General features: G+C 52.9%; 12 protein-coding genes. 4 read left to right on the top strand and 8 right to left on the bottom strand.

Features of this window, described 5'->3' with window-relative positions; all coding sequences use genetic code 11:
* Positions 1 to 15: 15 nt before the first annotated feature.
* The 3 genes from SynPROS91_RS05725 to dapF are packed head-to-tail and all read right to left on the bottom strand — an operon-like array spanning position 16 to position 3,063.
* Entirely contained in the window at positions 16 to 717 is a 702-nt protein-coding gene (locus SynPROS91_RS05725) for a DUF1995 family protein (protein WP_186519151.1), read from the bottom strand.
* 41 nt (positions 718 to 758) lie between these two features.
* Entirely contained in the window at positions 759 to 1,940 is a 1,182-nt protein-coding gene (locus SynPROS91_RS05730) for a cysteine desulfurase family protein (RefSeq protein ID WP_186519153.1), read from the bottom strand.
* Entirely contained in the window at positions 1,927 to 3,063 is a 1,137-nt protein-coding gene (gene dapF, locus SynPROS91_RS05735; protein ID WP_186519155.1) for a diaminopimelate epimerase, read from the bottom strand. Before dapF ends, SynPROS91_RS05730 begins: the two co-directional genes overlap by 14 nt.
* Positions 3,064 to 3,089: 26 nt before the next feature.
* Between dapF and SynPROS91_RS05740 the strand changes: the two genes are divergently transcribed.
* Together SynPROS91_RS05740 and leuS are read left to right on the top strand one after the other, a co-directional pair.
* Entirely contained in the window at positions 3,090 to 3,320 is a 231-nt protein-coding gene (locus SynPROS91_RS05740) for a hypothetical protein (protein WP_186519157.1), read from the top strand.
* A 43-nt stretch (positions 3,321 to 3,363) separates the two neighbouring features.
* Positions 3,364 to 5,967: a leucine--tRNA ligase gene (leuS, locus tag SynPROS91_RS05745; protein WP_186519159.1), complete on the top strand. Its 2,604-nt coding sequence runs from the start codon at positions 3,364 to 3,366 to the stop codon at positions 5,965 to 5,967.
* A 4-nt stretch (positions 5,968 to 5,971) separates the two neighbouring features.
* On the opposite strand, the gene SynPROS91_RS05750 is transcribed toward leuS, so the two are convergent.
* Entirely contained in the window at positions 5,972 to 7,570 is a 1,599-nt protein-coding gene (locus SynPROS91_RS05750; protein ID WP_186519161.1) for a glucose-6-phosphate isomerase, read from the bottom strand.
* 105 nt (positions 7,571 to 7,675) lie between these two features.
* Between SynPROS91_RS05750 and SynPROS91_RS05755 the strand changes: the two genes are divergently transcribed.
* Positions 7,676 to 8,452 (top strand): helicase DnaB, encoded by a 777-nt coding sequence (locus SynPROS91_RS05755; protein ID WP_186519163.1) that lies wholly within the window; start codon positions 7,676 to 7,678, stop codon positions 8,450 to 8,452.
* Between the two features lie 70 nt (positions 8,453 to 8,522).
* On the opposite strand, the gene SynPROS91_RS05760 is transcribed toward SynPROS91_RS05755, so the two are convergent.
* Genes SynPROS91_RS05760 through SynPROS91_RS05770 form a run of 3 tightly spaced genes read right to left on the bottom strand, consistent with a single transcriptional unit; the run spans position 8,523 to position 11,496 of the window.
* Complete coding sequence (locus SynPROS91_RS05760; RefSeq protein ID WP_186519165.1) at positions 8,523 to 9,446, bottom strand: N-acetylmuramoyl-L-alanine amidase; 924 nt, start codon at positions 9,444 to 9,446, stop codon at positions 8,523 to 8,525.
* Positions 9,428 to 11,125, bottom strand: coding sequence for a M61 family metallopeptidase (locus SynPROS91_RS05765; protein WP_186519167.1), 1,698 nt, complete (start codon positions 11,123 to 11,125; stop codon positions 9,428 to 9,430). The genes SynPROS91_RS05760 and SynPROS91_RS05765 overlap by 19 nt, the downstream gene beginning before the upstream one ends.
* Positions 11,125 to 11,496, bottom strand: coding sequence for a DUF1257 domain-containing protein (locus tag SynPROS91_RS05770; RefSeq protein ID WP_186519169.1), 372 nt, complete (start codon positions 11,494 to 11,496; stop codon positions 11,125 to 11,127). Before SynPROS91_RS05770 ends, SynPROS91_RS05765 begins: the two co-directional genes overlap by 1 nt.
* A gap of 9 nt (positions 11,497 to 11,505) precedes the next feature.
* Here SynPROS91_RS05770 and purN point away from each other — a divergent pair, with 9 nt between their 5' ends.
* Complete coding sequence (purN, locus tag SynPROS91_RS05775) at positions 11,506 to 12,216, top strand: phosphoribosylglycinamide formyltransferase (protein ID WP_186519523.1); 711 nt, start codon at positions 11,506 to 11,508, stop codon at positions 12,214 to 12,216.
* On the opposite strand, the gene argC is transcribed toward purN, so the two are convergent.
* Complete coding sequence (gene argC, locus SynPROS91_RS05780) at positions 12,207 to 13,271, bottom strand: N-acetyl-gamma-glutamyl-phosphate reductase (protein WP_186519171.1); 1,065 nt, start codon at positions 13,269 to 13,271, stop codon at positions 12,207 to 12,209. The two genes, purN and argC, sit on opposite strands and share 10 nt — an antisense overlap.
* Positions 13,272 to 13,360: the final 89 nt, after the last annotated feature.

Consider the following 13,360-nt stretch of genomic DNA (forward strand, 5'->3'; position numbering starts at 1 on the left):
CGTTAGTTGGGAACATCAACCACGTAGATCTTCGATGAAGCGGTCGACGGCCCCTAATTGGCGTCCAAGACTGTCGCCATCACCGCTGAGTGCCATTGCAATCACTTCGGCGTCTGGTTTTGAGGGCATGGTTCCCAGGAACCGATAGCCATCAGGATCGGCTTTAAACAGATGCCACATCTCCTGTTCATTTTGCAGGAGTGCTCCTTCAGCTAGCGGCTCTAAGTGAAAGGCAGACCGCCAGATCGAGAGAAACCCTTTGCGTCTGCCCCTGGCGACACTGCCAATACCGACACCTGCGTCCTCAAGCTTTCCATTGAGAAGAACCACCGCTCCCTGCCAGATATTGCAGATCTGCTCGACCATCTCGTAATCGCTGGGTTGAGGTCCCATAGCCAAGAGCAATCGTCCTGTGATCTCGGGATCGCTGGAAAGCATCAGATCCTTTAGGGCAAAACAGTTGGCTGCCATTTCAGGGCTTTCTCGCTGCGCCAGAGCCGCTGAACCTGCATCCGGCCAGCCCAAAACAACCTCATGTCCTGCATCCTCCATTGCCTTAGCGAGGCGCAAAGCGGGTTTTAGGAGCCTGAGTCCTTCGAAGCGCCAGGTCACTGTCCAGCGTCTTTGCTGACGATCGCTCAGAGCTTGCTTGAGGGAGGCGAGGGTCATCGCCTCGGCCTGTACAAGGTCGGCAGGAAGGGTGACGGACAAACTCAACTTGATTGGGTGGGGTGCGCGGACGGTACTAAAAGCCCGACTCAATTGTGTTCCAAACGGTCGATGGCGATCTGAATACGATTGTTGATGTTAGGCAATGTTGCAGGGTCAATCCAGTTGCCAAGACTGAGCCGAAGCCCGGAGCGTTGCCAGGCAGGATCCACCCCCATCGCTGCAAGGACGGGACTATCACTATCGCGACCGGAGGAACAGGCACTGCCACTACTCGCTGCGATTCCTTCACGATCCAGGGCTCGGACCAAGGCGCGACCCGACATGGGCTGTCCATGGCGATCGGAGATGAGCACTGACAGATGGTGCGGCAGACGCTCTCTGGGATGGCCACTGAGACGGATTGCATCGTTCTGGCAAAGCAGAGCAAGCAAGGCATCGCGCAACCGAGCGATCCCAGATCCTGATGCTTCGACTTGATGCGCCTGACAAGAAGCGATCTCACGGAATGCTGCTGCCATCCCTTGAGCTAAGACGGGGCATTCGGTTCCGGCGCGAAGCCCATTTTCTTGTTGGCCTCCGGCAAATAAGGGCTGGATGCGTTCAGCAATCTCCTGTCTGATGAGCAACAGGCCGATGCCTCTTGGACCACCGCACTTGTGTGCTGAGGCCGTTAACAGATCAACTTGAAGCTCACTCCAATTCGGGCACCCCTGGCTCAGAACTTGGGTGGCATCGGTATGAAATGGAATGTGCTTCGACCGACAGGCCTCACCCACAGCCTGAATCGGTTGAAGCGTTCCCACTTCACTCTGCCCCCAGATCAAGGACACGATTTTGGTTGGTGGTTGCAGCAATCGATCCAGATGTTGCATTTGGATCTGTCCGTAGGCATCCACCGGCCATCGCTCAACGGTCCATCCGCAGGCAACCAATTGATGAGCCGCCGCCGCAACAGCGGGATGTTCTACAGCAGAGATCACCAATCGACCTGGTGATTGGGTTTTGGCGAGTCCAATCAGGGCGAGATGGGCCGACTCGGTGGCACCTGAGCTGAACAAAATGTCTGACCGCTCTGCTCCCAGGCTGGCGCTGATGGAAAGGCGCGCCCGTTCCAGTGACTCAGCAGCATCACAGCCGATCCGATGAAGGCTTGAAGGATTGCCCCAACCGTCCTGCTGCGCCCTGACCATGCAAGAGATCACGCTCTCTCTTAGGGGAGCTGTGGCACACGCATCTAGATAAAAGTAGGGGTCTTCAGGGCCTGTCATCACGATCAAAGCGGGACAAGGTTCGCTCTTCGAGGGAGTCGCCAGCGAGGTTGATCATGGCGTCTAGAGAGGTTGACGACAAAAATTCTTGGACGCGAGCTTGGGCTTCATCGCGTAGGCAATGGTCTGGTTGCTGGCAGGTGTCTTTGCAATCATTCGCGCAGTCCAAGCTGTTCTCAACCTGCGTTGATGGTGAGGAGGAATCAGCGGTAGATGACGTTGATTGTCCAGCAACTGCAGTTGGCTGTTCTTGTCTTGGCTGTGGAAGTAATTCAGGATTAAGAACGCCATCAAAAACTGCTACGGCGGGTCCGGTCATAAAAACGGACCCTTCGGGATCAGGCCAGTTGATCTCGAGTGGCCCGCCTGGAAGGTTCACAGTGGCCTCCGATTCCGATAACCCGAGCAGCCTTGCCGCAACCAGCGTGGCGCAGGCACCCGTGCCGCACGCAAGGGTTGGACCTGCTCCGCGCTCCCAAACGCGGATCTCAAGGGTGTGCTGATTGATTACCTGCAGGAAGTGAACATTCGTTTTGGCTGGAAACAAAGGATCGATCTCAAGCGCAGATCCCCATGTGTCAAAGGGAATGGCTTTGAGGTCTTGCACCGGAACGACCACATGGGGATTGCCCATCCCCACAGCGGCGAGCTGAAGGGTGCTGCCCTGGAGTTCGATCTCTCCTTGAGGCAGTCCAGACCGTCCTTTTGAGAGTGTGGTTGGAACTTGATCCGGTTCAAGGAATGGCTGACCCATATCGACCCTGATCTGTCCGTCTTCACATAGTTCAGGCACGATCACGCCAGCCATGGTTTCGGTTCTCCAAGTCCGACCTGGCTGATCTCCATCGTTATCTGCAAGAAAACGGGCTAAGCAGCGAATGCCGTTGCCGCACATTTCGGCCTCGCTTCCATCCGCATTAAAAATGCGCATCCGTAGTTCTTCGCCATGCTGTGGAGGCAAGGCCAAAATCAAGCCATCGCCTCCGATCCCAAAACGGCGATCACACAGCTGGCGCACCCAATTGGGATCTGGCTCCGTGATCTCTAGAGGAAGTTGCCCACCGCGGCCTTCCAACAGCACGAAGTCATTGCCTAAACCTTGATACTTGCTGAACTGCAGCATGAAATGTCCGATCCCTCTCTGATCCTATGGAGCCAAGTTCCTTTGATCCGAGCTTGCCCAGCGTTCGCCTGTTGCAGACATGGATTCGTGAACGGAAAATTCTCAGTCTGGAATTATTCGATGGACGTCGGCTGATTGGAGTACTGATCTGGCAAGACCAACTTTGCTTGGCGCTTCAACCGTCGGATTCAGACGACCCGGTTTTGATCAATCGTGCCGCCATGCTCCTAGTCCGGCCGTTGCCCCGTGGCCTTTGAAAACCAGCATTTGTGTCACGATCTTTCCAAATGTTCCCCTGACGTGACGGCTTCCTCGTCCCCATCCGCCAGCCCAGCCTCTTCGGCCCCTGATCGGTATCAACCCTTTGCGCTTGAAGAGCGATGGCAAGTGCTTTGGAACGACCAGCGGCTCTATGAAACGCAGGACCCGAAGCCAGGCCAGCGACCTTTCTATGCCTTGTCGATGTTTCCGTATCCCTCGGGAACGCTTCACATGGGACATGTTCGCAATTACGTCATTACGGATGTGATTGCTCGGGTGCAACGCATGCGAGGAGATGCGGTGCTTCATCCCATGGGTTGGGATGCTTTTGGCTTACCAGCTGAAAATGCTGCGATTGAACGAAAGATCGAACCCGGCGTTTGGACAGACAGCAACATCGCTCAGATGCGTGGACAGTTGAGTCGCCTGGGGTTGTCAATCGACTGGGATCGTGAGCTAGCAACCTGTCACAGCGATTACTACCGCTGGACTCAATGGCTGTTCCTGGAACTTCATGCCGGCGGGCTTGCTTACCAAAAGGACGCCACTGTCAACTGGGATCCCGTTGATCAAACGGTGCTTGCCAATGAGCAAGTGGATGCAGAGGGACGCTCCTGGCGCTCTGGAGCGTTGGTGGAAAAGCGGGACTTGCGCCAATGGTTTTTACGCATCACTGATTACGCCGACGCCCTGCTTGATGATCTTGATCAACTTCAGGGTTGGCCTGAACGCGTCCGCACCATGCAGGCCAATTGGATTGGCCGTTCCATTGGTGCGGAGATCGATTTCCAAGTTGAAGCCCATCCAGGCACTTCAATCACTGTTTTTACAACGCGTCCTGACACGTTGTTTGGAGTGAGCTATCTCGTATTGGCTCCTGATAACGCTCTCGTCGATCAACTCACCACAAGCGATGAACGGATCTCGGTGACTGCGTTCAGGGAGCTTATGGCTGAATTGAGTCAAGAGGAGCGTACCTCTGAAGATCAACCAAAACGTGGAGTTCCCACCGGTGCGATAGCCATTAATCCAGCCAATGGTGAATCGATTCCCATTTGGATTGCCGATTACGTGCTGGCTGATTACGGCACTGGAGCTGTCATGGGGGTACCGGCCCATGATGTTCGAGATTTTACATTTGCTCGGCAACATGAATTACCCGTTCAACGGGTCATTGAAGTTGCAGGAACCAATGAGCATCTCAATGACGGCGAAGCATGGACGGGACCAGGCAGCTTGATTCACAGCGCTGGTTTTAGTGGATTAACGAATGAAGAGGCTAAAACTGCGATAACAAATCATGGGGCCGAGAACGGTTGGGCTCGGGCTAAACGCCAATACAGGCTTCGCGATTGGTTGATTTCCCGTCAGAGATATTGGGGATGTCCGATCCCAATTATTCATTGTGATGATTGTGGTGCTGTTCCAGTTCCCCGTGATCAGCTTCCTGTGGAATTGCCAACTGGGGTTGATCTCAAAGGTTCGGGAGGATCTCCCCTCGCATGTGCTGAGGATTGGGTCAGTGTGAGCTGTCCCAAGTGTGGAAAACCTGCTCGCCGCGAGACCGACACGATGGACACTTTTATGTGTTCATCGTGGTATTTCCTGCGTTTTGCAGACCCTCATAATCGAGAGCTTCCATTTGATGCAACCTCGGTTAATCGATGGTTGCCGGTTAAGCAGTATGTGGGGGGAATTGAGCATGCAATTCTTCACTTATTGTATGCGCGCTTTTTTACAAAGGCATTGAAAGATCGTGATTTACTAGAGGCAAAGGAACCTTTTGAACGCTTGCTAACGCAAGGCATGGTGCAGGGCACCACCTACCGCAATCCGAGAACAGGGCGTTATGTCTCCCCGAAAGCGGTGAAAGATGAATCCAACCCCCTCGATCCGGATGACGGTGGACCTTTGGAGGTTTCGTTCGAGAAAATGTCTAAGTCGAAGCACAACGGGGTGGATCCTGCTGCTGTGATCGATCGCTACGGCGCCGATACCGCTCGGATGTTCATTCTCTTCAAAGCGCCTCCAGAAAAGGATTTGGAATGGGACGACGCGGATGTGGAGGGTCAATTCCGTTTCTTGCAGCGTCTTTGGCGTCTAGTGGATGCGCAGGTCAAGCATGTTGCAGTCTCCCCTGCCACAGGCGAATCAGACAGTGACATGCGTCGGGCCGTTCACCAGGCCATCAAGGCTGTTAGCGAGGATCTCAGTGATGACTTTCAGTTCAATACGGCGATTTCTGAGCTGATGAAGCTGAGCAATGCCCTCTCTTCTGGCTTAGCTCAAGCCTCTGCTGGTGTGCGGCAAGAAGCGATGTCTGCTCTCGTACGTTTACTGGCGCCCTTTGCGCCTCACTTGGCCGAGGAGTTTTGGCAACAACTAGGCGGTGAAGACAGTGTTCACCTTCAGCCATGGCCAGACCATGACCCTGCTGCTCTTGTCTTGGAGTCCATTGAAGTGGTGATTCAAGTCAAAGGAAAGGTGCGGGGATCGATGTCCGTAGCCGTGGATTGCAGCAAAGAAGAGCTAGAGCGTCTGGCTCTTGCCAGCGACGTGGCCCAACGCTGGCTGGAAGGCAAGCCCCCTAGACGCGTGATTGTGGTTCCAGGAAAGCTCGTCAACCTGGTGCCGAGCTCCTAACGGATCAACCTTTGCTGAAGCGCAGTGAGGCTGGACTGTCCCAGCTTCCCTGTGCCACGTATCCACGATCGTTACCTGTGAGATGACGCAGGATCCAAAAAATGGCTTCTTCGGTGCCTGATCCAACGGCCTTCTGGATGTCCAATGCAGACCTGGACACTCCGTCAGAGAGGACATCTTCTACTTGCTTTTGCAAATTGAGAATGGCGGCAGCGGCTTTTTTGCCTGCTTCGACACCTTGCTGGTGATAGGCATTCACATTGACCAATTCCCCATACAAACCAACGGTCCGCTCAAACAAGGCGATCAGTGCTCCGAGACGGCGGGCATCAAAGCTCCGCATGCTGATACTCAGGCTTTGCCGCCCTCCTTCCGTGAGTGCTGAGCGCGTTCCTTGCAGGAACCCATCGAGGAAATCTCCAGGGCGCTCACCCTCGATCGCAGGGATGTCATCAACATCACGCAGGACTTCGATGAAGGTCACGAAAAAATTATCGATACCGTCACGCAACTGCTGAACGTAGGCGTGTTGGTCGGTTGATCCCTTGTTTCCATACACAGCAATTCCCTGATGCACTTCCTGGCCATCGCGATCAAGGTGTTTACCGAGCGATTCCATCACCAGCTGTTGGAGGTAACGACTGAAAACCTCAAGACGATCTCGGTAAGGGAGCACGACCATGTCGCGTTTGCCTTTGCCCTCGCCGGCGGCATACCAGGCCGCTGCCATGAGTGCTGATGGATTGCGGCGCACATCTGGACAGCGCGTGGCTTCATCCATTTGAGCGGCACCTGCCAAGAAGCCACGGATATCGCAACCGATCAAAGCGCCAGGTAATAAACCAACAGCACTCGTGATGCTTGTTCGACCTCCAATCCAGTCGAACATGTCGAAGCGCTGAAGCCAGTTTTCTTTTTCAGCTTGCTGATCGAGCTTGCTGCCCGCCATGGTGACCACGACTGCTTGCCCTGGCCAAATGCCTCCTGCAGCTTCGAGGCGGTGTCTGGCTTGTTCCATGCCGAGATGAGGCTCCGGTGTTCCCCCCGACTTGCTCACTGTGATCACCAGCGTTGTACGGAGACGTTCACCCAGGCTTTGAAGAACCCGGCTCATGCCATTGGGGTCCACGTTGTCGAAAAAGTGGAACGGCAGGCCTACTTCATGGTCCTGAAGAGCTCGAACCATGAGCAGAGGACCAAGAGCACTCCCTCCGATTCCGATCCAAAGGACATCGGTAAAGGACTGTCCGTTCGGAGCCTGAATGGATCCAGCAAGAATCGATTTGCCAAATTGATCGATGGCATCAATTTCAGCAGAGATGCTCACCCCAACCTGTTGATCCGGCGCTAGTTGCGGCTGACGCAACCAATAGTGGCCAACTTGACGTTGCTCATCGGCGTTGGCGATCGCACCTCCTTCCAAGGCCTCCATCGCCTTAAACGCTTGTTCCAGACGGGGAGTGAGCGCCTCGAGATCAGAACTGTTGAGATGCATCCGACTGACATCAAGCCAGAGGCCGAGATCGTCGTGATACCAAAGCAAATCGCAAAAGCGTTGCCACTGGGTCTGGCTATCGATGGAGCTGAAATCCGGGAAGCTCATCTCTTGCGGAGAACCTTCACCACCGAACCTATCCTTGATTTTCCGAGATGCCCATGAATTGGAATAACGCGGTTATTCTCTCGGCGGAAACGTGGACAGTGTTTAGTGAGCTTTTTTGGACGTCAGGTTGTTGCCATAGCGGGAGTTTTGGGCTTCATCTGTTTGTCCGTTGCTCACCTTCGCAACCCCGCACAACTTCCCTTAGTCGATGCTGAGATCCAGACGCAGCCTCTGCAGGGTGATCCGAGTGTCTTCAGCCCAGAAGAGCTTTTGCTGCTGCAGCGTCGTTTTGGAGTCCATGGACCACAGACGCGACTCGCTCAGTTGTTCACTCGGGGCATGGACCAATTCCAGCCTCTGCGCACTCAAACGGTCAATCGACTTCAAGACCTGAAGCCCGTTATTAAGCGGGAATCGCGACGTTATCGGGTCAATCCGATGCTAGTAACAGCAATCTTGTTTGATGAAATACAGCATTCCAAGCCGGGAGAAGATCTGCCCTTTGTTGTGCATTCCGGACTTGTGTCAACGCACGGCCCTGCTCAGCTTGGAATTAGTGAGTTAATTCATCAAGGTCGACTTCCCTTGCAACCATCAAAAATTGAAATCGCTGAAGCGAGAAATCTTTTGATGAATTCCGAAGCGAATGTTGAATTACTTGCAGCAAAGATAGCTCGCCTCAAAAAAGAATTAGGCCTCTCTCCTGATCAAGTTTTAATTGCGAGTCGTTCGTATGTTGATGCCAAAGCAATTGCAACCTTGGCGTACCTCCATAATGGCAAGCTTGATTATCCAAGACGTGTGTTGCGATACATGCAAGATACTGAGTTGCACGGCCTAATCTATTCTGAGCGTCGTCCAATCACACAGCCTTTGGTTTAATAGCTGATTGTAATCTAGTGATTTAAATATATATTATTTGATCACCGGCTATTCATCAATATTTCCTGACTCAAGAAGGACAAAGCGCTTCTAAAGCACCAAGTCGGATTTGAAGTTCTTCCCAATCAAAACTTCTTGGATCACCACGTTCTCCACCAAGATCTACATGACGGTGGGTCGTAATGGCTGCTGGAGTAAATCCAAAACGATCGATCCAGTCTTTCAATACAAGTGCCAGTGAGTCATATTGAGCTGATGAGTATCCGCTATGGCTAGATCTGCTATTTTCGCCATCAAAAGGCGTTTCAAGGCTTAAGTGAAGTGCAAAGTTATTAACGGAGCCCCTTATTTTTGCATTGGTTACAGCCCATTCACCCAGAAAAGCTGAATAGCCAGCACCATAGGCACGTTTGAGTGGATCAACAAGATCAACGATTTTTCCATCAAGCCCAATCACTGTGTGATAGCTCACTTGGTCTGGATCTCTGGGATGAGGAGTCATAAAGGTATTCACTGCCGAATCAAGCGAGTACACCGTTTCATGAAGGACAACGACGCGTGGATCTGGATTAAGAGACTCTCCCCATGGATTCATTCTGAAGCGTTTTCCGAAATTAGAAGGATCTGTTGCTACAGAAACACGTCTTTGCTTCAGGGTGCCTTGTTGTGCTTTAAGCCTTTTTTTCACCTTGGAGTCAAAACCTGAACATTGTTTAGCCAGGGGCGACGACCAGGAGATCGCCCTAGGGGGTAGCGGTGGTTTGGTTTGCTCAACTTTTTTACGCTCTAGATTCGCCTCGCTGCCAACTTGATCGAGAAGATCGAGGAGAGATGGACTCCTTTCTTTTAGTGCAACACTTTGATCATTGCTCAACCAGGCCAGCGCACCCATGCCAACAACAAGAGTGCCACTACAAAGAATGACAGTGGAGCTACGACGTGATGATTGAGTCTGCAGTCGCTTCCAGATTTCAGTTACACGATTGAAAACCATCGATCACGTAATTCTTTTTGTGATGACGAGGCACCAGAGTCCCAAGTGATCTCCCATTGCTCCACAATTGGATCGCTTTTCTTCAGGATTGTCGAGCTAAGCCGACCGCGACGTGCGTAAAGAACTGGAATCTGTTCTGGACCTTGAATGAGTGCTTGCCAATGCTCAAGTCCCCTTAGACGCCAATCATGAGCTCCGATCACTTCGTCCCCTGGGACAAGGCCTGCTTGTTCGGCAGGACCGTCAGGACTCACCTTGTTGATCAACAATCGACCTTTTTGTTTGGAAAGTTGCATTCCTACGTATGGATGCTTCGAGTGAATCGCGACAGCTTGCAAGCCAAGAGCGTTCAGGCTGTCGTGAATCGGAGCTGAATTCGTAGTTTCAAGCCAGGTTGGTAAACGCTCGGCTAGTGACATGTTGTGAGCAGCTACAGCATCAATCAGGTCTGTTGGCTCATACCCCTTGCCATGGCGCCCTAAGCGCTGCCAAAGATCTCGAACAACGGAGGAGAGAGATGAACCTGATTGCCTTAGCTGTACATCAAGGCAAAATGAGACAACAGTGCCAAGTCGGTAATAGCTAATTTGAGCCACAGAATTAGCGGCTGTTTGCTTGTAAAGCCTTAGCCATGCTTCTCTTGAACTATCTGCTAAGGATTGGATCTTACATCCAGGATTAACCAGGACATGAGAAATATCTTTTCCTAAATCTTCAAGAAAAGTCTGACGGTCAGATTTAGCTGCTAATAGCGACAGCGTTAGATCAAAATAACTGGTAATTCCTTCTGCAAACCAAAGACCATCGCTGATTTCTGCCTTATCGTATCGATAGGGAACGTAGGCGCCAGGTCGGAGTCTACGTACATTCCATTGGTGAAAGTATTCATGGCCAATCAATTGCAGAAGCTGTCGATAGCCATCCTTTTTTGTGAGAGCTTCCCACGAAAATTGAAGCACTGAAGAATGATCATGCTCTAAACCGCCATAGCCTTGATCAAGTATCTGAATCACTAATTGATAACGATCCCCAGCCGGTGGTGGGGTTCCCATCAACTTGCAGGCGGCTGCACAGACGGCCTCAATATCTGCTTGAAGCGTCAGAGGCCAACCCATCGGTGGTTCGCCAATCGTTAGTAATTCATGGTGATGACCACAAACCGTGAACCGGCGTGAATGGAAGGGACCGGCGTGTATGGGTGCATCAACGAGATGGTCAAAGTCTTGTGCTTCGTATCCATCGACCCCACTTGGCAGGGGGAGATGTCCCAACCAACCGGGTGGCAATGACAGCTGCAGATGATGCGGATTCCAGCGTTCCCCATCAATCAGCATGACCACTGCGGGAAGGCACAGGGATGCGAAATCTGGATCTAAATGATTAGTGCGAACTGTGAGCTGACGCGCTTCCAGCGTGTAGGTCAAGCAAACGGGGTCGAGGTTCAGGAGCTCGGCCACCCAGCACGAAGGAGCAACTCGCTTGGTAATAACAGCGCGACCCGATTGCTGAAGCTGAAGACTGTGAAGATGCTGTGCGTGGTCACGAACGGTATAGGACCCAGGTGTCCAACTAGGCATCAGCCAGGATTGGTGATGCACTCGTGGTGTCCACTCGAGTTTCACCTTGAGTTGCTGACGTGCAGGCTCACAGAGATCGATCGAAATCCTGACGCCACCCATCAACTCATGGCCCGCTCAGCTCCCTGCTGGTCTGTCGTTGAGACGGAAGGATCGAAGGTGACCCCATCTGCAGAGCGGAGGGCTGACCTCAGGGCATAAGCCCGCAAAATGGTTTTGAGATGTGTTTTGTGGCCTGCGGAATCTCTGGTTTGCCCAAGATCCAGCATCAACGCCAAGGATCCATCGTCATCCCACCTCCAGCCCATTTGGAGCCCGCTGCTGTCTGTGGCCACCAATTCAGCCGGATACATCTCCTGGCCAAACGCTTTGATCAGGCCTGGACGCTGGACGAGGTAGTGCTCCGCCAACAGAGTTTCCTCAAGAAGCTCGAGGTCTGTAATGACGGTTGGCAGGATGGTCAAATGGGACATGAGCAGATGATGCCCTCGCATTTGAACCTTAGCCACTGTGCTGATGATGCACTCGATTCAGGTCTCGAGCTGATCTCCCCATCGATCCAGCAATGGCCACATTTTCAGCCAGCATTGCAATTGGGAGTGATGGCCTCTGGCAACGGAAGCAATTTCGAGGCGATTCAAGAGTCGATCTCTGCTAATGAGCTTCATGCCGACATTCGCCTATTAGTGGTCAACAACCGAGGCTGTGGCGCTGAGAAGAGAGCACAACGTCTCAACATTCCTTGTCAGTTATTGGATCATCGTCAGTTTGAGACGAGAGAACGTCTTGATCACGCCCTTGTGACTGCGTTTCTTGAGGCGGGTGTGGACCTGATTGTGATGGCTGGATGGATGAGGATTGTGACTCCAGTGCTGATCGAAGCTTTCCCGAACAGATTGCTCAATATCCACCCATCACTTTTGCCCAGCTTCAAAGGTCTCGATGCGGTTGGTCAAGCTCTTCAAGCGTCGGTGCGGATCAGTGGTTGCACGGCACATCTGGTCCAGGCTGATGTGGATACCGGACCAGTTATCGCCCAGGCGGCTGTTCCAGTGCTTCAGGACGACAGTCCAGCGTCCTTGGCCACGCGTATTCAATCCCAGGAACATCGCATTTTGCCCTGGGCCATTGCTCTTGCCGGATTGAAGTGGCGGCAGGCCTTGGCGCTGTCGACCAACAGAGATCAAGGATAAAAAGGAGCGAGCGGCAAAGCTGTCTCGCCCGGCAGGCCTGCCATCAGGTTCAGACATTGAATGGCTTGTGCGGCTTGTCCTTTCATCAAGTTGTCAACAGCGCTCATCAGAACAAGACGTCCGGTTCGATTGTCGACTTGTACGGATAAAAAGGCCCGATTGGTGTGTTTGGCCCATTTGGTTGCTGGGTAGGTTCCAACAGGCAACACCGTGACGCAGGTGTGATGGCGATAAAAACTATCCAGAACTGTGGTGCAGTCTTCGGCTGTCAGTCCCGGATCGCGCAATCTGGCGTACACCGTTGAGAGCAGCCCGCGCACCATGGGAACGAGATGGGGGGTGAACTGCAACTGGATGCCACATCCAGCAACCTCACTGGCCATCTGCTCAATTTCAGAGGTGTGGCGATGGCCAACAACGCCGTAAGGACTTATTGATTCAGAAGCTTCCGCCAGCAGTAGATGTTCTTTTGCAGCGCGACCGCCACCGGATGTACCCGTCTTTGCATCGATGATCACACCGTCCTGTTCGATCAAACCTTGCTTGAGGAAGGGCAACAAAGGAAGCAAGCTCGCGGTGGGAAAGCAGCCAGGTGCAGCAACCAATCGAGCTGTTGCAATGGCAGAAGCATTCCACTCAGGTAATCCGTAGACGGCTTCTAAGCACAGATCGGCATCCGTGCGCTTGCACGAAAGAGCCTCCTGGGCATAGACGCTCGACCACTGGTCGAGCGAGCGGTATCGATAATCAGCAGACAGATCGATAACCCGAACGCCTCGTTCCAGAAGTCCAGGAACGAGGCCACTCGCCAATCCATTCGGAAGGCTGAGCAAAGCCACATCAGCCCGCTCAGCAATTCTTGTGGGCTCAGGACTCTCCACCAGGGGATCATCCGGTAGGGGCAAAAACGGGCACAGCTCGCTCCAACGTTTGCCAGCACTGCGTTCTCCGCCGAGCAGGCTGATCTCAAAATTGGGATGGGACTGCAACAGCCTCAGGCTTTGCAAGCCCCCATATCCGGATGCTCCGATGACCGCAACTCGTTTGATCGCCATGAACTGAGCGGAATGATCGGCTGATCGTACTGGCGTCGATCATGATGAGAGCCTGTTGGATACCTAGAACGCTGAGCCATTCAGCCGTA

The sequence above is a fragment of the Synechococcus sp. PROS-9-1 genome (genome assembly GCF_014279775.1).
Taxonomy (GTDB): Bacteria; Cyanobacteriota; Cyanobacteriia; order PCC-6307; family Cyanobiaceae; genus Synechococcus_C.